The 19,929-nt window shown below is 70.6% G+C and carries 18 protein-coding genes and 1 pseudogene; 8 read left to right on the forward strand and 11 right to left on the reverse strand.

Annotated features, from left to right (window positions below; all coding sequences use genetic code 11):
• Positions 1-6: 6 nt before the first annotated feature.
• From OIE40_RS06860 to OIE40_RS06890, 7 genes are all read right to left on the reverse strand, one after another.
• Positions 7-834, reverse strand: coding sequence for a shikimate dehydrogenase family protein (locus tag OIE40_RS06860; protein WP_264701319.1), 828 nt, complete (start codon positions 832-834; stop codon positions 7-9).
• 34 nt (positions 835-868) lie between these two features.
• Positions 869-2,014, reverse strand: a complete 1,146-nt coding sequence (mltG, locus tag OIE40_RS06865) for an endolytic transglycosylase MltG (protein ID WP_264701321.1) — start codon at positions 2,012-2,014, stop codon at positions 869-871.
• Positions 2,015-2,030: 16 nt separating this feature from the next.
• Positions 2,031-2,525 (reverse strand): Holliday junction resolvase RuvX, encoded by a 495-nt coding sequence (ruvX, locus tag OIE40_RS06870; protein WP_264701323.1) that lies wholly within the window; start codon positions 2,523-2,525, stop codon positions 2,031-2,033.
• Entirely contained in the window at positions 2,522-5,179 is a 2,658-nt protein-coding gene (alaS, locus tag OIE40_RS06875; RefSeq protein ID WP_264701324.1) for an alanine--tRNA ligase, read from the reverse strand. Before alaS ends, ruvX begins: the two co-directional genes overlap by 4 nt.
• 46 nt (positions 5,180-5,225) lie before the next feature.
• The gene (locus OIE40_RS06880; RefSeq protein WP_264701326.1) at positions 5,226-5,486 is read right to left on the reverse strand and encodes a hypothetical protein; all 261 of its coding nucleotides are present in this window, start codon (positions 5,484-5,486) and stop codon (positions 5,226-5,228) included.
• Complete coding sequence (locus OIE40_RS06885) at positions 5,486-5,866, reverse strand: DUF948 domain-containing protein (protein WP_264701328.1); 381 nt, start codon at positions 5,864-5,866, stop codon at positions 5,486-5,488. The genes OIE40_RS06880 and OIE40_RS06885 overlap by 1 nt, the downstream gene beginning before the upstream one ends.
• A gap of 79 nt (positions 5,867-5,945) precedes the next feature.
• Positions 5,946-7,307 (reverse strand): cryptochrome/photolyase family protein, encoded by a 1,362-nt coding sequence (locus OIE40_RS06890; protein WP_264701329.1) that lies wholly within the window; start codon positions 7,305-7,307, stop codon positions 5,946-5,948.
• A 320-nt stretch (positions 7,308-7,627) separates the two neighbouring features.
• Here OIE40_RS06890 and OIE40_RS06895 point away from each other — a divergent pair, with 320 nt between their 5' ends.
• Complete coding sequence (locus tag OIE40_RS06895) at positions 7,628-8,938, forward strand: family 4 glycosyl hydrolase (protein WP_264701331.1); 1,311 nt, start codon at positions 7,628-7,630, stop codon at positions 8,936-8,938.
• A gap of 84 nt (positions 8,939-9,022) precedes the next feature.
• Here the strand turns inward: OIE40_RS06895 and OIE40_RS06900 are convergent, their stop codons facing one another.
• Positions 9,023-10,111, reverse strand: coding sequence for a DUF1266 domain-containing protein (locus OIE40_RS06900; protein WP_264701333.1), 1,089 nt, complete (start codon positions 10,109-10,111; stop codon positions 9,023-9,025).
• 70 nt (positions 10,112-10,181) lie between these two features.
• The gene (locus OIE40_RS06905) at positions 10,182-11,558 is read right to left on the reverse strand and encodes a replication-associated recombination protein A (protein WP_264701335.1); all 1,377 of its coding nucleotides are present in this window, start codon (positions 11,556-11,558) and stop codon (positions 10,182-10,184) included.
• Positions 11,559-11,713: 155 nt separating this feature from the next.
• Between OIE40_RS06905 and OIE40_RS06910 the strand changes: the two genes are divergently transcribed.
• The 3 genes from OIE40_RS06910 to OIE40_RS06920 all read left to right on the forward strand — a co-directional run bounded on the left by OIE40_RS06910 (position 11,714) and on the right by OIE40_RS06920 (position 13,888).
• Positions 11,714-12,424 (forward strand): PadR family transcriptional regulator, encoded by a 711-nt coding sequence (locus tag OIE40_RS06910; protein WP_264701337.1) that lies wholly within the window; start codon positions 11,714-11,716, stop codon positions 12,422-12,424.
• A 169-nt stretch (positions 12,425-12,593) separates the two neighbouring features.
• Complete coding sequence (locus OIE40_RS06915) at positions 12,594-12,944, forward strand: PadR family transcriptional regulator (protein WP_264701340.1); 351 nt, start codon at positions 12,594-12,596, stop codon at positions 12,942-12,944.
• Complete coding sequence (locus OIE40_RS06920) at positions 12,941-13,888, forward strand: permease prefix domain 1-containing protein (protein ID WP_264701342.1); 948 nt, start codon at positions 12,941-12,943, stop codon at positions 13,886-13,888. The genes OIE40_RS06915 and OIE40_RS06920 overlap by 4 nt, the downstream gene beginning before the upstream one ends.
• Before the next feature lie 64 nt (positions 13,889-13,952).
• On the opposite strand, the gene aspS is transcribed toward OIE40_RS06920, so the two are convergent.
• Positions 13,953-15,749, reverse strand: coding sequence for an aspartate--tRNA ligase (gene aspS, locus OIE40_RS06925; RefSeq protein ID WP_264701344.1), 1,797 nt, complete (start codon positions 15,747-15,749; stop codon positions 13,953-13,955).
• Positions 15,750-16,153: 404 nt separating this feature from the next.
• Here aspS and OIE40_RS06930 point away from each other — a divergent pair, with 404 nt between their 5' ends.
• Positions 16,154-17,491: an HNH endonuclease signature motif containing protein gene (locus tag OIE40_RS06930; protein WP_264701346.1), complete on the forward strand. Its 1,338-nt coding sequence runs from the start codon at positions 16,154-16,156 to the stop codon at positions 17,489-17,491.
• Positions 17,492-17,596: 105 nt separating this feature from the next.
• Positions 17,597-17,800 (forward strand): annotated as a pseudogene (locus OIE40_RS17010) (LD-carboxypeptidase); the annotation flags it as partial.
• Between the two features lie 107 nt (positions 17,801-17,907).
• Here OIE40_RS17010 and OIE40_RS06935 read toward each other — a convergent pair.
• A complete protein-coding gene (locus OIE40_RS06935) occupies positions 17,908-18,534 on the reverse strand; it encodes an alpha-ketoglutarate-dependent dioxygenase AlkB (RefSeq protein WP_264701347.1) in 627 nt (208 codons plus the stop codon).
• Between the two features lie 90 nt (positions 18,535-18,624).
• Here OIE40_RS06935 and OIE40_RS06940 point away from each other — a divergent pair, with 90 nt between their 5' ends.
• On the forward strand, positions 18,625-18,990 hold the full coding sequence (locus tag OIE40_RS06940; protein ID WP_264701349.1) for an ArsR/SmtB family transcription factor: 366 nt from the start codon (positions 18,625-18,627) through the stop codon (positions 18,988-18,990).
• Entirely contained in the window at positions 18,987-19,493 is a 507-nt protein-coding gene (locus OIE40_RS06945) for an SRPBCC domain-containing protein (RefSeq protein ID WP_264701351.1), read from the forward strand. Before OIE40_RS06940 ends, OIE40_RS06945 begins: the two co-directional genes overlap by 4 nt.
• The last annotated feature ends 436 nt before the right edge of the window (positions 19,494-19,929 follow it).

Here is a 19,929-nt window from a genome sequence, read left to right on the forward strand (position 1 = left end):
AGTCTGTCACGACGCGTCGCGCGCGTTGAGCTCTTCCCGCACGGCAGACAGCAGCACCCCGGCCGGCACGTCGTGCCCCGTCATCAGCCGCACCTGGTGACGCGCCTGGTGCACCAGCAGGTCGAGCCCGTTCACGACGGTCAGCCCGGCGGACGCCGCGCGGGCGGCCAGCGGGGTCGGCCACGGGTCGTAGATGACGTCGCACACGGCCCGCAGCGCCGGGCACAGCTCGATGTCGAGCACGTCGAGGCGTCCCTCCAGCGCGGCCGAGGGCACGGTGGAGACCAACAGTTCGGACGCGGGGTCGAGCGGGGCACCCAGGCTGCGCGGCTGCACCTCGACCGGCAGGCGCTGCTCGGCCCAGTCGTGCAGGGCGCGGACCCGGCCGACGTCGCGTCCCTGAACCTCCACCAGTCCGGCGCCGAACCGCACGGCCGCCACCAGCGCCGAGCGGGCGGTGGCGCCGTTGCCGATGATAGTCGCCACCCTGACCCGCTCGACCCCGGCCGAGGCCAAGGCATCGATCAGGCCGGGGATGTCGGTGTTGTGGACGTGCGGTTCATCGCCCAGCACGACGGTGTTCGCCGCCCCGGTGAGCAGGACGTCGTCGTCGGGGACGCCGGCGCCGGCGGCGACCTCCTTCAGCGGCATGGTCACGCTCAGCCCCCGCCAGGAATCGTCCAGGCCGGCGACGAAGCCCGCGAACCGGTCGGGTTGCAACTCGACCCGGTCGTAGTTCCAGTCCAGGCCGAGGTGGGCGTAGGCGGCGCGGTGGATGACCGGGGACAGCGAGTGGTCGATCGGCGAGCCCAGCACCGCGGCGCGTGGGTTCATCGCGCTGGAACCAGGTGCCGATACGGTGACGGCCTCACGAGCACTTCTTCTTGTTCTCCTCGCTCTGCAGGCACCAGGAATGCAGCTGCTCGAGCGCCTTCTGATGGTCCTCGTAGGTCTCGGAGAAGACCGTCTCGCCGGTGTCCAGGTTGACCGGGACGAAGTACAACCACTTGCCCTCCTCGGGGTTCACCGCGGCGTCCAGCGCCTTGCGGGCCGGCGCCGTGATGGGTCCGGGCGGGAGGCCCTTGTGCTTGTAGGTGTTGTAGGGCGAGTCGCTCGCCCGCTCCTTGTCGGTGGTCCAGATGGTGCCGGTCTTCTTCACCGCGTAGGCGACGGTGGCGTCCGACTGCAGGCGCATGCCCTCTTCGAGGCGGTTGTAGAACACCCGTGCGACCTTGGCCCGGTCCTCGTCGCGGAACACCTCACGCTCGATGATGCTGGCCACGATCAGCACCTCGTACGGCTTGTAGCCCAACGCGTCGGCCCGCTCTTCGAAGGCCAGGTCGCTGAGCGTCTTGTTGAACTGGGCGATCGGCAGTTCGAGCACGTTCACCGCGTTCGGCTTCAACGGCAGGTTGTAGGTGTCGGGGAAGATGAAGCCCTCGTTGCTCTTGCCGATCCAGCTCGGCAGGTCGAACTGACTGCGCTTCTTGAGCGCCTTCTGGAAGCTCTTCACCGAGACGTTCGTCGCCTTCGCCAGCGTGCTGAGCACCTGTGACAGCCGCAGCCCCTCGGGGATCTGGAACTGGTTCTTGATCTGGTTCGCCGGATCCAGCAGCATCTCCAGCGCGGTCTTGGCCGGAATCTGGGTGCGCAGCTTGTACAGGCCGTACTGGATCTTCTTGGCACCCTCGGGGTCGGCTGCGGCGGCCTTGGTGAAGGCGTCCGCGGTCTTGATCACGTCGGAGGCGAGCAGGATGTCGGCGATCTTGCTGGCCGTCGAGCCCTGCGGGATCTCGACCACCACGTCGGCCGCGCCCTCGGCGTCGATGTAGTCGTCGGTGGTGCGGTAGGCCAGCCAGGCGTCGTGCACCTTGCCGTAAACGAACCAGCCGCCGCCGACCAGGACGGCCAGCGACAGCAGCACCGCGACGGCGCCGCGCACCCGGTACCAGACCTCCTTGGGCAGCCAACGGCCGGTCTCCGGATCCCGCAACTCGCGGAACAGCTTGGGCATGATCACAGTCCTTCGGTCATCGGGCCGGTTCTCCGGGCGCCGCCCCGGTGGCCTTCTCCACGGCGAGCGCCTGCTCCAAGATTGCCACGGCGGCCGCCTGGTCGATGACGGCGCGCTGGCGGCGTGTGTTACGGCCGGCGCTGTGCAGCCGCCGGGACGCCTCGACGGTGGTCAGTCGTTCGTCGCTGAAGCGCCAGCCGACGCCGGGGTGGGACGACACCAGCGGAGCCAGCTGGGCCCGCACCTGCTCGGCCGCCAGCGCTTCGCCCCCGGCGAGGGTGCGCGGCAACCCGACGATCACCTCGATCGGGTCGTATTCGGCCAGCAGCTGGGGCAGCCGGTGGGACGCCTGCGGCGTCGGGACGGTCTCGACCGGGTAGGCCAGGGTGCCGTCCGGGTCGCAGGCGGCGACCCCGACCCTGGCCCTGCCCCAGTCGAGGGCCAGCCGGACGCCGCGGCGAAAGCCGCCGCCGGCGCCGGGCAGCCCGTCCTGAGCCGACCCGCCGGTCAAAGGGCGGCCACCGCCTCGCGGACCGCGGCCAGCGCCTGGGCGATTGCCGGCCCGCCCTGCTTGCCGCCGCCCTGGGCGAAGTCGTCGCGGCCGCCGCCTCGTCCACCCAGCTGCGCCGCGCCGACACCGACCAGCGCGCCGGCCCGGGCACCGAGCGCCCGGGACGCCTCGTTGGTCGCCACCGCGATCAGCGGCTTGTCGTCGGTGCCGCCGACCAGGGCGACCACCGACGCCTCGGCGCCGAGCGCCGAGCGGACGTCGATCGCCACCTGCCGCAGGTCTCCCCCGCCGACGCCGGGCACTTGCTCGGCGACCAGCCGGACCCGTCCGGCGTCGACCGCCTTGCCGGCCAGCGCGGACGCCCCCGCCAGCAACTCCCTGGACCGGTACGCGTCGATGGTCTTCTCGGCCGCCTTCAACTGAGCGAGCAGCTTCTCGACGCGGTCGGTGAGCTGATCGGGCTGGGTCTTGAGCGTGTCGGACAGGGTCGCCACCAGGGCCCGCTCGGCCGCGAAGCGCTGGAAGGCGTCCGCGCTGACCAGCGCCTCGACCCGGCGGATGCCGGAGCCGACGGACTGCTCGCCGATCAGGTTGACCAGGCCGATCTGTGACGTGCGGGCAACATGGGTGCCGCCGCACAGCTCGCGCGACCACGGCCCGGCCAGTTCGACCATCCGCACCACGTTGCCGTACTTCTCGCCGAACATCGCCTGCGCGCCGAGCGCCTTGGCCTCGTCCAGCGGCAGTTCGCGGTCGGTGACCTCGAAGTCGTCGCGGATGGCGGCGTTGACGATGCCCTCCAGCTCGCTGCGCATGGCGGGCGACAGCGCTTGGCTCGCGTTGAAGTCGAACCGCAGGTAGCCGGGCTTGTTGTACGAACCCGCCTGGTGCGTGCCGTGCCCGAGCAGTTGCCGCAGGCCGGCGTTGACGATGTGGGTGGAGGTGTGCGCCTGGCAGGCCGCGAACCGGGCCGGGGCGTCCACCTGGGCCAGCACCGGCGTCCCCACCGACAGCTCGCCCTCGTTGACCAGCACCTTGTGCACGACCAGCCCCTGGATGGGCCGCTGCACGTCGATCACGTCCAGCTCCAGGCCGGTTCCGGTCAGCACGCCGTGGTCGGCGTCCTGGCCGCCCGCCTCGGCGTAGAACGGCGTCTCGTCGAGCACCACCTCGACCACGTCGCCGGGCCGGGCCGACTGCACCAGTCGGCCGTCGGCGACGATGCCGCGCACCTTCGACTCGACGCTCAAGTCGTTGAAGCCCAGGAACGGGGTCTCTCCCCGCGCACGCAGGCTGCGGTAGGCCTCGGTGTTGACCGCGCCGCCCTTCTTGGCCCGGGCGTCCGCCTTGGCCCGGTCCTTCTGCTGCTGCATCAGGGTGCGGAAAGTGTCCGAATCGACCTCGAGGCCGGCCTCGGAGGCCATCTCGAGAGTCAGGTCGATCGGGAAGCCGTAGGTGTCGTGCAGCTGGAACGCCTTGTCGCCGCCCAGCACGCCGGCGTGGCCCTGCTTGGCTTCGGACGCCGCCAGGTCGAAGATCCGGGTGCCCGCCTCGAGGGTGCGGCGGAACGCCTCTTCTTCGCCGAAGGCGACCTGGGAGACCCGCTGCCACTCACTGCCGACCTCGGGGTAGGACGCCTCCATCAGCGACTTCGACAGCGGCAACAGCTCGGGCAGCACCGGGTCGTGGACGCCGAGCAGCCGCATCGACCGGATCGAGCGGCGCAGCAGCCGGCGCAGCACATAGCCGCGCGCCTCGTTGCCGGGGGTCACCCCGTCGGTCATCAGCATCAGGGCCGAGCGGACGTGGTCTCCGACCACCCGCAACCGGACGTCGGATTCATGGTCGGCGCCGTAGCGGGTGCCGGCCAGCTCGGCCGCGGCGGTGATCACCGGGAAGATCTCGTCGATCTCGTACATGTTCGCGACGCCCTGCAGCAGGTACGCGGTGCGCTCCAGGCCCATGCCGGTGTCGATGTTCTTGCTGGGCAGCGGTCCGAGCACGTCGAAGTCGTCCTTGGCACGGACCGCGGACAGTTCCTCGGTCTGGAAGACCAGGTTCCAGATCTCCAGGAAGCGGTCCTCGTCGACGATCGGGCCACCGTCGGGCCCGAACTCCGGCCCCCGGTCGATGTAGATCTCACTGCACGGACCGCCCGGGCCGGGAACGCCCATGTGCCAGTAGTTGTCCTTCAGCCCGCGGCGCTGGATGCGTTCGTCGGGGACGCCGACACCGCGCCACAGCGCCGCGGCCTCGTCGTCGTCGAGGTAGACCGTGACCCACACCTTCTCGGGGTCGAAGCCGTAGTTGCCGTCCTCGACGCTGCCGGTGACCAGCTCCCAGGCGTACTCGATGGCACCGGCCTTGAAGTAGTCGCCGAAGGAGAAGTTTCCGTTCATCTGGAAGAAGGTGCCATGCCGGGTGGTCTTGCCCACCTCCTCGATGTCGAGGGTGCGGACGCACTTCTGGACGCTCACCGCCCGGGCGAACGGGGCGTCCTCGGCGCCGGTGAAGTACGGCTTGAAGGGCACCATGCCGGCGTTGACGAACAGCAGGGTGGGGTCGTTGTAGACCAGGGACGCCGACGGCACCTCGGTGTGGCCGTTGCGCACGAAGAAGTCGAGGTAGCGACGCCGGATCTCGGCGGTTTTCATGGTTGAGTCCGATCGGATGTGCCGGCGGTTGGCGTCGGCGGGTTGGTCAGGTGCGAGGGGCCTCCTGGTCGGGGAGGGTTTCCCCGACCAGGCCGAGAGCCTCGCGCAGTTCGTGCTCGCGCTCGTCCATCGAACTGCTGAACGTCTGGACGAAGTCCTCGACCCAGCCGCGCGCGCTGGCGGCGGTCTTCTCGACCTGCTCGGTGACGCTCTTGGGCGTGAATCGCCGGTAGTACTCGCGGCCCTTGATCACCAGCACGGCGGTGACCCCGACGCCGACCGCGAACCACAGCAGCCGGCGTCCCATTACTTCGCGACCTTCCGCTTGCCCTTGATGGCCTGCCGGACGCCGTGGGTGAACGCGGCGGTCTTGACCAGCGGGCCGCCGAGCGTCGCCGAGAACAGCGTGGTCAGTTGCGCGGCGTTCTCGCTCACCACCACCGCCTGGCGGCTGACCTTGGAGACGTCCTCGGTGACCAGGCTGAGCTTGCCGAGCTCGTCGTTGGTGGCGGTCACGGTGCTCTTCAGCTCGTGCAGGATCGGCACCGACGAATGCCCGAGGTCGCGCACGGTCAGCCGGAGTTCCTCGAGCACCCGGCCCAGCTTGAGCAGCGGGACGGCGCAGAAGGCGACCAGTGCGACGGCGGCGATGGCCGCGATCAGGCCGGCGATCTCTCCAACGGACATGCGGGTTCCTCACGTGCTGACAGTGTCTGATGCAGCCTAACGCACCCGCTGCGGCCGTTTCCCACCCTGGCGGGCGGTGTCAGCGATCGCGCGCGGCCTCGAGGCGCTGCAACGCCACCGCCCGCTGCTCGGCGTGGTCGACGATCCGCTCGGGGTAGCCGTGGGCGTAGCCGTCGGGGGCGTCCCACGGCTCGTGGACGGCGCTCCCGGCCAGGTGCCGCAGCTCGGGCACCCAGCGCCGCACGTAGTGCCCGTCGGGGTCGAACCGCTGTCCCTGGCCGACCGGGTTGAACACCCGGAAATAGGGCGCGGCGTCGGCGCCCGTGCCGGCCACCCACTGCCAGTTGTGGTTGTTGGAGGCCAGGTCGCCGTCGATCAGGTGGGCCAGGAAGTGCCGGGCCCCGGCCGGCCACCACACGTGCAGGTCCTTGGCCAGGAAGCTGGCGGTGACCATCCGGATCCGGTTGTGCATCCAGCCGGTGGCCAGCAGCTGGCGCATGCCGGCGTCCACCAACGGGTACCCGGTGCGGCCCTCGCGCCAGGCCCGCAGGCCGGCGGCGTCGTCGCTGTACTCCATCGCCTTCAGCTCGGGTCGCAGGTCGTGCCACAGCGAGTCGGGGTTGTGGTGCAGGACGTCGGCGTAGAACTCGCGCCAGGCCAGTTCGGTGCCGAATCGGTCGGCGGCCCGGGGCCGGCGTCCGGGCAGGCCGGCGAGCAGGGTGCGGGGGTGCAGCACCCCGAACTTGAGATACGGCGACAGCCGCGAGGTGGTGTCGAGGTCGGGCCGGTCGCGGTCGGTGTCGTAGTCGTCGAGGTCGTCCTCGACGAAGGCGTGCCAGCGATCGAGGGCGGCCCGCTCGCCGGCGGGCGGCAGCTCGGGCAGTCCATCGGCGGACGCCGCGGCGTCGAGCGTCCGCCACACCGCGGCGTCCGCTTCGCCGTGACGGAACCGCAGCCCGGCGGGCTCGCCGGAGGGGCCGCGCCAGCCGTGCTCGCGCCAGGCGCGCGAGAAGGGCGTGAACACCCGGTACGGGTTGCCCTGCTTGTTGAGGATCCGGCCGGGGGTGACCGCGTAGGGACTGCCGGTGGCGACCAGCTCGATGTCGTGCTCGGCCAGCGCGGCCCTGACACGTTCGTCGCGGGCGGCACCGGCCGGCTCGGTCTCGGCGGAGATGTGCACGCTGCGGGCACCGAACTCCTGCGCGACTTCGGGCAGCACCTGCTCGGGCCGGCCGCTGCGCAGGCACAGCCTGCCCTCGTACGACTCGTCCAGGGCGCGCAGGGTCCGGGCCAGCCAGGCCTGCCGGACGGGGCCGGCGTCGTCGAAGAACTCGGGGTCGAGCACGAACAACGGCAGCACCGGCCCGTCCGCTGCGGCAGCGGCGAGGGCCGGGTGGTCGCCTCGACGAAGGTCGCGGCGCAGCCACAGGATGCTGGTCATGCGACGATCCTGACACGGCCGTCCAGGCGACCGCCTGCCCGCAAGGGGTGGGACTGGGTGTCGTCAGCCACCGGGGATCCCTGGGCAAGCCCGGGATGACGAAACCGCCACCGGGGATCCCGAGGCAAGCCCGGGATGACGGAACCACCGTCATCCAGCCACGAACACCGTTTTCCCGGCGAACGCCGGGATCTCTCACCCCGCCCAACCACGGCGATCCCGGGCCCCGGGGTGACCGAACCACCCCCCACCGCACCTCGACGCTCGACCAGCGACAGGGACGGCGAGCCCGGTCGCCTCGTTCTCCCTAGGCTGGCGGGGTGAAACTCACCATTGTCGGGGGCGGCGGATTCCGGGTGCCCCTGGTGCATGCTGCGCTGCTGGCCGACGACCTCATCGACCACGTCGCGCTGTTCGACGTGGACGCCGACCGGCTGGCGGTGATCGAACGGGTCACCGCCGCGCAGGCGTCCGGCCGGCGTCCGCTGCGCCGAACCGTGCACACCGACCCCGCCGAGGCGCTGGCCGATGCCGACTTCGTGTTCTCCGCGCTGCGTGCGGGCGGCACCGCCGCCCGGGTGATCGACGAACGCGTTCCGGCGTCCCACGGGCTGATCGGACAGGAGACGGTCGGCGCCGGCGGCATCGCCTACGCGCTGCGCAGCATCCCCGCCTCGCTCGAACTGGCCCGGCTGGTGGCGCGGCTGGCGCCGCAGGCGTGGCTGATCAACTTCACCAACCCGGCCGGCATGGTCACCGAGGCGCTGTCCGCCGTGCATCCCCGGGTGGTCGGCATCTGCGACTCGCCGGTGGCGCTGGCCCGCCGGGCCGCCGCCGCCCTCGGTGTGGACGCCGTCGGTCCGGTCGCCGACTACGTCGGCCTCAACCACCTCGGTTGGCTGCGCGGACTGCTCGTGGAGGGGGTCGACCGGCTGCCGGACCTGATAGCGGACCCGGCCGCGCTGGCGTCCTTCGAGGAGGGCCGGCTGTTCGGCCCGCAGGTGATCGGCGACCTGGGCGCGCTCCCCAACGAGTACCTGCACTGGTTCTACTTCCGCCGCGAGGCCGGCACCGGCGGAGGCCGGGGCGACTTCCTGGCCAAGCAGCAGGACGCGTTCTACCGCGACTGCCCCACCTCACCGGACGCCGCCCTGGCGGCCTGGGAGGCTGCCAGGGCCGAGCGGGAACGCACCTACGGCGAGGCGAACAGGAACGCGGCCGGCGGCTTCGAACGTGACCCGCTCGACCTGGTCTCGGGCGGCTACGAGGGGGTGGCTCTGGCCATCATGCGGGCGATCGGACGCGACGAGCCGGCCCGCCTCATCCTCAACACCCCCAACGCGGGCCGACTGGCCGAACTGGCCGACGACGCGGTCATCGAGGCCCCCTGCTCGGTCGACGGCCGGGGCGTCCACCCGACCCCGATCGCGGCCCTGCCCGACTACGCCAAGGGCCTGGTCGGCACCGTGAAACAGGTGGAGCGCTGGACGATCGAGGCCGCCACCACGGGCTCCGCCCGGGCGGCGCGGCTGGCGCTGATGCACCACCCGCTGGTCGACTCGGCCAGCCTCGCCGGCCGGCTGCTCACCGACTACCGGGCCGCCCTCCCCCAGCTCGGCTACCTGCGCTGAGCCCCTCGGGGACACACGGGCGGGACGAACCGGCCGGCTCCTCGCCGACGTCCACCCCGGTGGCGGCTCGTGGCCGGACGCTGCTCAGTGGACGGTTCCCTGGTCGGTCGGCTCGGCGTCCCAGCCGTTCCAGACCTGGGGCGGCAACTCGGCCTCGCCGGGCAGCCAGGGCTGAGCCAGCACCGGCCAGCCCTCGGCGTTGGCCAGCGCGGCCAGGCACGCGCGGCCGAACGTGTGGCTGCTTTCGTAGTCCTGGCTCCAGAAGGCGAAGCCGAGCCTGACGTTGCGGTAGTACTCCTCACGGCTGGCGAAGATGGTGCGCACCATGGCCGACGCCGCGGCCATGTCGCGCCACGCCTCGTCCGCCTCGATCAGGCCCGCACCGTAGGCGCCGCGCGCGATGATCGAGATCCGGCCCAGGTCCCAACCCCACAATCGGGCCGGCGGCCGCCGGCCGCGTTCACCCACCGAACCGTGGATGCACTGGTCGATGTACTCGTGCGGCAGCTCCGAGAGCCCCGCCAGGTGGTCGATGAGGATCGCGGCGTCCGCACTGGCCAGGTACTCCTGATCGAGGTTGCGGCTGTGCAGGCCTTCGAAGAGCCTGCGCGCCATGGCCCGGTACGAGGTGGCGGTACCGATGCCCCACCACTCCATCAGGGCGGCGCGGTGGTCGGTGATGGTGCCCGGCTCAAGCATCGCGAAGCGGCGCCCCCAGTCCGGCAGGTGGCCCACCTCGCGTTCGCACGGGAACCGGGCCAGCGAGTGCCCCCACGTCTTGTCGGCGTAGTCCCACGGGGTGGCCAGCTGCAGGGCCTGAAGTTCCTGCGGGGTGGGCTCGCGGCGTCCGACCGCCTCGTTGTAGTCGCGCTGCGCTCGCCACAGCCCGCTGCGGGCCGCCTCCCAGCGCACGAACGCCCACACCCACAGGCCGGCGGTCGGCACGGCCACCGCCGCCATGAACGTCAGCAGGTTCCCGCGGCCCCTGTCGGGAACGTCGCCGTATTGGCTGAAGCACAGCATCAGCACCAGGGTCCCCAGCATGGCCGCGAGCAGCAGCCAGGTGGTGGCCGCCTTGGTGCGGGCAGGGATCCGCTTCTGCGCCCACACCGGGTTGAAGTGACGTGGCGCGGGGTATGCCAGGTCGCCGATGTGGTTCTGCAGGTAGGTCACGGCACGAATCTCCAGGTCGGTGGCTGTCAGCTCATCCAACCCGCCGGCGGGGGCAGCCTGCCAGTCCGGCTCACCGCTTACGGCCGGAACCCTTGCGGGGCTTGTCCCGACCCAGCAGGTCGTCGATGGTGGCCAATCGTTCGGCCATCCCGGCCTCGTTGCCGTGGTCGGTGGGTTGGTAGTAGCGCGCGTCGAGAAGTTCGTCGGGCAGGTACTGCTGAGCCGCGACCCCGTGCGGGAAGTCGTGGGCGTACTGGTAGCCCTTGCCGTGGCCGAGCGACTTCGCACCCGGATAGTGGGCGTCGCGCAGGTGCGGCGGCACCTGGCCGCTCCGTCCGGCCCGGACGTCGGCGATCGCCGCGTCCACCGCGACGACCACCGCGTTCGACTTCGGTGCCGTGGCGCAGGCGATCACCGCCTGGGCGAGGTTGATCCGGGCTTCGGGCAGGCCGATCAACTGGACGGCCTGCGCGGCGGCCACGCAGGTCTGCAGCACCGACGGAGCGGCCATGCCGATGTCCTCGCTCGCGGCGATCACCAGCCGGCGGGCGATGAAGCGGGGATCCTCGCCGGCTTCGAGCATCCGGGCCAGGTAGTGCAGCGCAGCCTGCACGTCGGAGCCCCGCATCGACTTGATGAACGCACTGATCACGTCGTAGTGCTGGTCGCCGTCCTTGTCGTAGCGGACCGCGGCCTTGTCGACCGCTCGGCTGATGGCCGCCGCGGTGATGCTGTCGGACCCCTCGGACGCCGCCCCTGCCGCCGACTCCTCGAGATAGGTCAACGCGCGCCGGGCGTCCCCGCCGGCCAGCCGCAACAGGTCGGAGCGGGCCTCGTCGGTGAGGGTGAAGTCGCCGCGCAGGCCGCGCTCGTCGGCCAGCGCCCGGTCGATCAGGGTGCCGAGATCGTCGTCGGTGAGCGGCTTGAGGGTGAGCAGCAGCGACCGCGACAGCAGCGGGGCGATCACCGAGAAGGACGGGTTCTCGGTGGTGGCGGCGATGAGGGTGACCAGCCGGTTCTCGACGGCGGGCAGCAGCACATCCTGCTGGGCCTTCGAGAAGCGGTGCACCTCGTCGACGAACAGCACCGTGGCGCGGCCCCTGGCAAGCTCGCGCCGGGCGGTCTCGAGTTCGGCCCTGACTTCGCGGACGCCGGCCGTCACCGCGCTGAGTTCGACGAACCGGCGCTTGGCGGACTGGGAGACGACCGAGGCGATGGTGGTCTTGCCGACCCCCGGCGGCCCCCACAGGAAGACCGACATGGCGGCATCGCCCTCGGCGAGCCGGCGCAGCGGCGACCCGGCACCCAGCAGGTGCTGCTGCCCGACGATCTCGTCGACGGTTCGTGGCCGCATCCGCACGGCGAGCGGGGCGTCCGCCGAGGGGGTGCTCAGGGAGCCGCCCGGTGTCGGCGTCGCGGGGTCTGGGTTGCCGAACAGGTCCTCCACCGCGCCGAGTCTACGAGTGCGCGCCGACGGATCTCCGCACCCGGGTCGAGTTGGTCGTGGTCGGTCGGTGTTTTGAGGATGTCGCCGAGCTGACTTGCGTTCTGAACAGTCTCGATATATCTTTAATACATCGAGACACAACGAAAGGAGTTCCGATGAGGAACCAGAACTTCGATCCGCGACACGAACGCGGCAATGACTACAGCGACCGTCGCCCCCGTCGCGGGGGCCACGGCGAAGGCCACCGGCGCGGTGGCCCCTTCGAGGCGATGTTCGGCGCGAACACGCCCTTCGGCCCGGGGATGCCCTTCGGCCCGGGCGGACCCTTCGGCGGTCCGCGCGGCTTCGGCGGTCCGGGCGGACGCCGTGGGCGGGCCCGGCGCGGCGACGTCCGGCAGGCCGTCCTGGCGCTGCTGGCCGAAGAGCCGATGAACGGCTACCAGATGATTCAGACGATGGCCGAGAGGACCGGCGGCGGGTGGAAGCCGTCCCCGGGCGCCATCTACCCGGCACTGTCCCAACTCGAGGACGAGGGCCTGATCGAGCAGTTCGACAACAACGGCGCCAAGGCCTACCGGCTCACCGAGCCGGGGCGGAGCGCCGCCGAGCAGATCGACCCCAAGCCCTGGGAGTCGTTCAACGCCGAGAACGCCCCGGAGCATCCGGAGGCCCTGCGCAGCCTGTGGAAGGAGTTCGGCTCGCTGGCCAAGGCGGCGCAGGAGCTCACCCGCTCCGGCAGCGGCGTCCAGCAGGAGCAGGCGGCCCGCGTCCTGGCCGAGGCCAAGCGCAGCCTGTACGGCCTGCTGGCGAGCGATCCCGACGACGACGAGCAGGACGACCTGGCGAACGCCGACGACCTGCGCTGAGAGACTGAGCCGACAGTCCGCGTCGAGGCCTGCGCTGACGAACCGGCCCGAGGGGCCGTCCGAGCGATCGGACGGCCCCTCGCGGCATGTCTGACAGCGGGTGCACCCGCGCGCCCGAACGAACCTGCGTCATTGACTATAGTGTGTGACACACACTATAGTGTCAGCCATGTCAGACAGCGTCCACGAGACCCACCTGCAGGAGCTGCGTCGCGGCACCGTGGTGCTGGCCTGCCTGCGGTTGCTGACTCGTCCGGACTACGGCTACGCCCTGCTGGAGGAGTTGAACGGACGCGGCTTCGACACCGACGCCAACACCCTGTATCCGCTGCTGCGCCGGCTCGAGAAGCAGGGGCACCTGGTCAGCGAGTGGAACACCGACGAGGTGCGGCCGCGCAAGTTCTACCGCACCAGCCCGGCCGGCACACGCCTGGCCGCCACGCTCACCGACGACTTCCACACGATCGCCCAGGCGATCGACCTGCTGCCGACCACCGAACCGAAAGGGCGCCGTCCATGATCGCCACCCTCACCGACCGGTACCTCGACGCCGCGATGCGCGGCGTGCCCGAGGCTCAACGCGGCGACCTGGCCGCCGAACTGCGGGCGTCCATCGACGACCAGATCGAGGCCCGGGTCGAGGCAGGCGACACCCCCGCGGCGGCCGAACACGCCGTGCTGACCGCGCTGGGCGATCCCGATCGCCTGGCCGCCCGCTACGTCGACCGCCCGCTGCAGCTGATCGGTCCGCGCCACTTCCTGGACTGGTGGCGACTGCTGCGCCTGCTCTGGGCGATGTTGGTGCCGCTGTCGGCGCTCGGCGTGGCGATCGGCCAGCTGCTGATCGGCGCCTCACCCGGCGCGGTCATCGGCAACGCGGTCTCCGTGGCGCTCAGCGTCGCCGTGCACACGGCCTTCTGGGTCACGCTGGCTTTCGCCTTCATCGAGCGCAGCACCCCCGCGGACGCGACGCCGACCGCCTGGGACCCGGACAGCCTCCCCGAGCAGCGCCAGCCCTCGACGACCACCCGCGACCTCGTCGCCAGCCTGGTGATGCTCGCCCTGTTCGCGGGCGTGGTGGTGTGGGACGCCACCGTCGGCCTGGTGCCCGGCCTGGACGTGTCCTTCCTGCACCCGGCGCTCACCCCGTGGTGGCTGGCCGGCCTGTTCGTCGTGCTGGCCGCCGAGGCCCTGGTGCGCATCCTGGCCCACCGCGCCGGACGCTGGACGATGCGCCTGGCGGTCGCGAACGCCCTGGTCGATCTGGGCTTCGCCGGCGGGGTCGTGTGGCTGGCGAGCCAGGGCTCGCTGATCAACCCTGCGTTCTTCACCGCACTGGTCCCCAGCGGAGGTCCGGCGGTGTCGCAGGTGGTCGGCACGATCGTGGTCATCAGCGTGGTCGTGGTGTCGGCCTGGGACGTCATCGACGTCCTGGTCAAGGCGCGCCGCCGGACCGGCGAATAGGCCGCGCCACCTCAAGCGAGCGCCCGGGCGGCGCGGCCACCCGGGCGCTCGCTCGGCTCCGGGGTCAGCCGGCCGCCGCAGCAGGCGCAGGCTTGGCGTCGGCCGGCTTGGCGTCCACACCGGCCTCCTTGCGCTGAGCCGGGCTGATCGGAGCCGGAGCCCCGGTGAGCGGGTCGAAACCGCCGCCGCTCTTGGGGAAGGCGATCACGTCGCGGATCGAGTCCGAGTTCGACAGCAGGGCGACGATCCGGTCCCAGCCGAACGCGATGCCGCCGTGCGGCGGTGCGCCGTACTTGAAGGCGTCCAGCAGGAAGCCGAACTTCTCCTGCGCCTCCTCCTCGCCCAGGCCCATCACCGCGAACACCCGCTCCTGGATGTCGCGGCGGTGAATACGGATCGAGCCACCGCCGATCTCGTTGCCGTTGCACACCATGTCGTAGGCCCAGGCCAGCGCGTTGCCGGGGTCGGTGTCGAAGGCGTCCAGGTCCTGCGGCGACGTGAAGGCGTGATGCACCGCCGTCCAGGCACCGGCGCCGACCGCCACGTCACCCTCGGCGACCGCCTCGCCCGCCGGCTTGAACAGCGGGGCGTCGACCACCCACAGGAACGACCATGCGCCGGGCTCGATCAGGTCGCAGCGCCTCGCGATCTCGTTGCGGGCGGCACCCAGCAGTGCCTGCGACGACGACCTGGCCCCGGCGGCGAAGAACACGCAGTCCCCCGGGTTGGCGCCGACCGCGGCTGCCAGACCGGCGCGTTCGGCGTCCGAGATGTTCTTGCTGACCGGTCCACCGAGGGTGCCGTCGTCGGCGATCGTCACGTAGGCCAGGCCGCGCGCGCCGCGCTGCTTGGCCCACTCCTGCCAGGCGTCGAACGTGCGGCGCGGCTGGGACGCCCCACCGGGCATCACCACGGCGCCGACGTAGTCGGCCTGGAAGACCCGGAACGGCGTGTCGGCGAAGAACGCGGTCAGGTCGGTCAGCGGCACCTCGAAGCGCAGGTCGGGTTTGTCGGAGCCGTAGCGGTCCATGGCCTCGCGATAGGTGAGCCGCGGGAACGGGGTGATCAGCTCGGCACCGATCAGCGACCAGATCTCCTTGGCGAGCGACTCGCCGAGCTCGATCACGTCCTCCTGCTCGACGAAGCTCATCTCGATGTCGAGCTGGGTGAACTCGGGCTGCCGGTCGGCCCGGAAGTCCTCGTCGCGGTAGCAGCGCGCGATCTGGTAGTAGCGCTCCATGCCGGCCACCATCAGCAACTGCTTGAACAGCTGCGGCGACTGCGGCAGCGCGTACCAGGAGCCGGGCGCCAGCCGGGCCGGGACGATGAAGTCGCGGGCGCCCTCGGGCGTCGAGCGGGTCATCGTCGGGGTCTCGATCTCGACGAAGTCGCGCGCGTCCAGCACCCGGCGGGCCGCCGCGTTGACCTTGGAGCGCAGCCGAAGGGCGTGGGCCTGGGCCGGCCGCCGCAGGTCGAGGTAGCGGTACTTGAGCCGGGCCTCCTCACCCACGTTGACCCGCTCGTCGATCTGGAACGGCAGCGGCGCGGACGGGTTGAGCACCTCGAGTTCGCTGATCGCCACCTCGATCTCGCCGGTCGGGAGGTCGGGGTTGGCGTTGCCGTCGGGCCGCGCCTCGACGACACCGATCACCTTGATGCAGTACTCGTTGCGCAGTTCGTGGGCACCGGACGCCGCCAGCACCTCGTCGCGGACGACGACCTGCACGACGCCCGAGGCGTCCCGGAGATCGATGAAGGCGACACCGCCGTGATCTCGCCGCCGGCCCACCCATCCGGTGAGAGTGACGGTGGCTCCGATGTCGGAGGCGCGCAGGGTCCCGGCCTGATGGGTCCGCAGCATGGCGATGTTCCTTTCTCTGCCCCGCATAGACGGTGCGGGAGCGCTCCGACGATTCTAGGTGGGGACGCCGCGGCGCGTCGAAACGAGGTGCCGGCTTTGGTTGGTCGTGGTCGCAGCTGTGGGGGGTTCGTGCTGTCGCCGATCCACACGCTTCCGCCGGGCGATCTCGTCGGGATCCCGCGAGGTGTCGCTGGTGTCGTCTTACCGGGCTTGCCCCGGGACCCTGTTCGTCTTCCCGGGCTTGCCCCGGGATCTCGGTTGTCGAGCCAGTCGGGCGGAGCGTCTTGTCCGATTTATCAAGGGGTCAACGGTGATCTGTGGATAAATAAAAACTGGTTCTGATACTTGTGGATAACTTGCTGGGTGTTCGAAAACTGTCAGGGGCGGTGTTTAGCGTGTGAGGTATGGAGAACTCGTTCGGGCATCACAGCGACCCGGATCTGGTCGCGCTGCTCGATGGCGTTCTGGACGCCCTGACCGATGACCGGCTCCGGCTGGAGTCTCCGCAGCAGCGGTTGGGGTTGGGGGTGGCGGCGGTGCGGGTCGCCTCCCGAGTAAGCATCTGGGTGCAGGGACTGATGGCCGGTGTCGAGGCCGACGAGGTGGCGGTGCAGGTGCACGGCACCTCCACCACGACCTGGCTGGCCGACGCGGCCCGGCTCACCCCGCGCGAAGCACGCCGGCTGATCCGTGCCGGTGAAGGCCTGACAAAGTTCGGGTTGGTGGGTGAAGCCGCCCGCACCGGTGAGGTGTCGGCTACCCAGGCCGAAGCGATCACGAGTGTGCTGGCCGAACTGCCCGACGACTTCGACACCGACCAGATCATCGAGGGTGAATCCACCATGATCGGGTTCGCCCAGACACATAACAGTGCCGAGCTGCGCCGATTGACTCATCACCTGGTGGAGGTGCTGTCACCGGAGACGGTCGAGGCCCGGGAGGCCGGCCGGCTCGAAAGGGAAGCAAGGCTGGCCCACGCCCGCCGGTTCCTCAACATTGTTGATGACGGGCACGGGTCGGTGCTGATCCGCGGCAGTCTCCCGGTGGTCGATGCCGACCCGTTTAGGAAACTCATCGACAGCTACACCGCGCAGATCACACGCGGCCTCGAAGCCCTCGACCCGCTGCAAGCCACCCCGAGCGCAAGTCAGCGCCGGGCCGATGCACTGTGCCGGCTCGTCGAGCGGCACCAGCACCAAGCACTCGCACCCTGCCTGGGCGGGGACCGGCCCCGGCTCGTGGTCACCCTGTCCTACGACACCCTGCTGCGACAGGCCCGCGACGTCGGCACGACCGGCACGACCGGCACGGGGCAGGGCATCGCGCCCAGCGTGCTACGGCGGTTCCTGTGCGACGCCGACATCCTGCCCATCGTGCTCGGCGGTCCCTCCGAGGTCCTCGACGTCGGCCGACAACAACGCCTCGTCACCGCGCCGATCCGGGCAGCCCTCAATCACCGAGACAAGGGCTGTGTGTTCCCCGGCTGCGACAACCCACCAGAAACCTGCCACGCCCACCACATCGTGCCGTGGTGGAACGGCGGCACCACCGCCCTGCACAACCTGGCACTGCTGTGCCCCCACCACCACGCCATCATCGAACCCAGCCACAACCCCACCACCGACCGCTGGACCCTAACCCTGCGTGACGACGGCACCAGCGAAATCCGGCCACCCCGCAGAATCGACCCCCACCAGAAACCCCGCATCCACGCCCGCTTCCTCACCCGACTGCGAACATGACAGCAAGGAGCCCACCCCCGAAATCCCGAGACCAGACCCGAAACGACAACCGCCACCCGCCTCCGGCCGGGAGTCGCGACAGGCTCGCCCAGCGACATCCGCACTTTGGCCTCCGGCCGGGGCGTCGCGACAGGCTCGACCGGCGGAGGTCTCGACAAGCGCCACCAACGGGAGGCCGGCGCGCCAACGGGAGCCGGGTGGACGCTCGACAACGTCATGTCGGACTGGCTCGACCGCCTGGGCGTGCCGGTACTGGGCGGACTGCCGTTGGGTCATGGCCGAAACCCCGCAACACTCCCCCTCGGGACTATGACCACCATCGACCCCTCCGCAGGGACAATGTCGCGTTGCGACAGGTGTGCACTGAGGCCGAGAATCCGCCATCCCTACGGATCCGCCATCCCGATGACGAACCCTCAGAACACGTTCCGGGGACGGAACTGGACACTGATCCGCGGGCCGACCGGCTTGGCGGTCTTGAGGATCGCGTGCTCCCAGGTGCGCTGGCAGGAGCCGCCCATCACGATCAGGTCACCGTGACCGAGCGGGTACGAACCGTGCAGCCGTCCACCCGCGGGCCGCAGCGACAGGTGCCGCGGCGCACCGAACGAGACGATCGCGACCATGGTGTCCTCGCGGCGGCTGCGGCCGACACGGTCGCCGTGCCAGGCCACCGAGTCGCGGCCGTCGCGGTAGTAGCAGCAGCCGGCGGTGACGAACTCTTCGCCCAGTTCGTCGGCGTAGTGCCGGTTCAGCTCTGCCCTCGCCTGGGTGAGCACCGGGTCGGGCAACTGCTCGCCCTCGGCGTACATGCACAGCAGCCGCGGGACGTCGACGGTGCGGTCGTACATCTCGCGACGCTCGGCGCGCCACGGGATGCCCTCGACAAGCCGTGGGAAGACCTCGTCGGCGCCCGCCACCCAGCCGGGCACCAGGTCCACCCACGCTCCCCTGCTCAACGAAACCCGCTCGACTCGGCCGACCAACGGCGGCACCTCCACCGCGACGTCGGAGAACAGGCCCGCCTGAAAGCCGATGGTCATGTGGCGATCGTACTGCTAATCGTTCGTTTGTTCGAGTGCTGCCCGAGCTTGCGGTTGACATATTAGTAACCATACAGTTACCTATCACCCATGGACGTCTTCGCGGCACTCGCCGATCCCACGCGACGGGTCCTGTTGCGCAGGCTCGCCGGCGGACCGCGGCGGGTGGTCGACCTGGCCGCCGAGGTACCGATCTCGCGTCCGGGGGTCAGCAAGCACCTACGTCTGCTCGGCGAAGCGGGCCTGGTGACCCCGCTCCCGAGCGGACGCGAAACGCACTACTGCCTGAACCCCGAAGCGCTGGCCCCGGTGGAGGCGTTCGTGGCAGCCCTGCGACCACACCCACCGGTCGCCGAACGGGCCCTGGACGCCCTCGAGCTCGAGGTACGCCGCACCGTCCGGGAGCGCTCGTCCGAGCGTTCCGACACCCACCACAGCACTGAGGAGACAGCATGACCATCGGATTCCCCGAACGCCGCGATGACGGCACCTACCTGGTCTTCGAGCGCAGTTACCGGGCCCCGATCCGTGACGTGTGGGACTGCTGCACCGATCAGGTCCGGCTGAACCGCTGGTTTGGCACCTGGACCGGCGACCCCACGGCGGGACGCATCACCCTGCACTGGACTCACGAGGACGACGCGCCCGACGAGGACTACGTGCTCGAGCGCTGCGACCCACCCCGGCAGCTACGGCTGCGCAACGACAACCCGGACCCGACGCAGCTGTGGACCCTCCAACTCGATCTGACCGAGGACCTCGGCCTCACCACCCTGCGGTTCGCCCAACTCGTCGAGCCGCAGGTGAACGTCGCCGACGTCGGGCCGGGCTGGCAGTACTGGCTCGACAGGTTGGACGCCGCAGTCGCCGACCGTGACCCGGACACCGTCACCTGGGGCGAGCAGTACACCGGCCTGGGCGAGCAGTACGCGCGCACGTTCGCGGCCGGGCCTGCCTAGCCGCCAGACGCGCCGCGCCGCCGGTGCCCGGCACGCCGATCTTTCTGTGCATGACGGAACGGACGCCGCTGTAGACCCTGCAGGGACAGCTGGTGGTCGCCCACACCATCGAGCTCGACAACCTGTTCGAGAAACGGATGCCGCACACGACGACTCTGCAGCAGAAGGCCGGACGCCGCGGCGAAGAGCCGTAGCTGGTGTCGTATGCGATGTGGGGCAAAATCCTGCGCCACGTCGAGCCGGCAGGAACGAGTGTTGCCGAACTGCAGACGCGTGCCGCCCACCATCCGATGGTGTTGCACCGCGGCGGGTACCCCGACGGCACTTGATGGGTGCCGTTGTGCCGGCTGAGGCAGGGCGCGGTGGGTGTTCGGCGGTGGCTTGAGATCCCGGCGTTCGCCGGGATGACGGGGCGTTTCGTCGTCCGCAACCTCAG

The sequence above is a fragment of the Micropruina sonneratiae genome (genome assembly GCF_025972045.1).
GTDB lineage: Bacteria > Actinomycetota > Actinomycetes > Propionibacteriales > Propionibacteriaceae > Micropruina > Micropruina sonneratiae.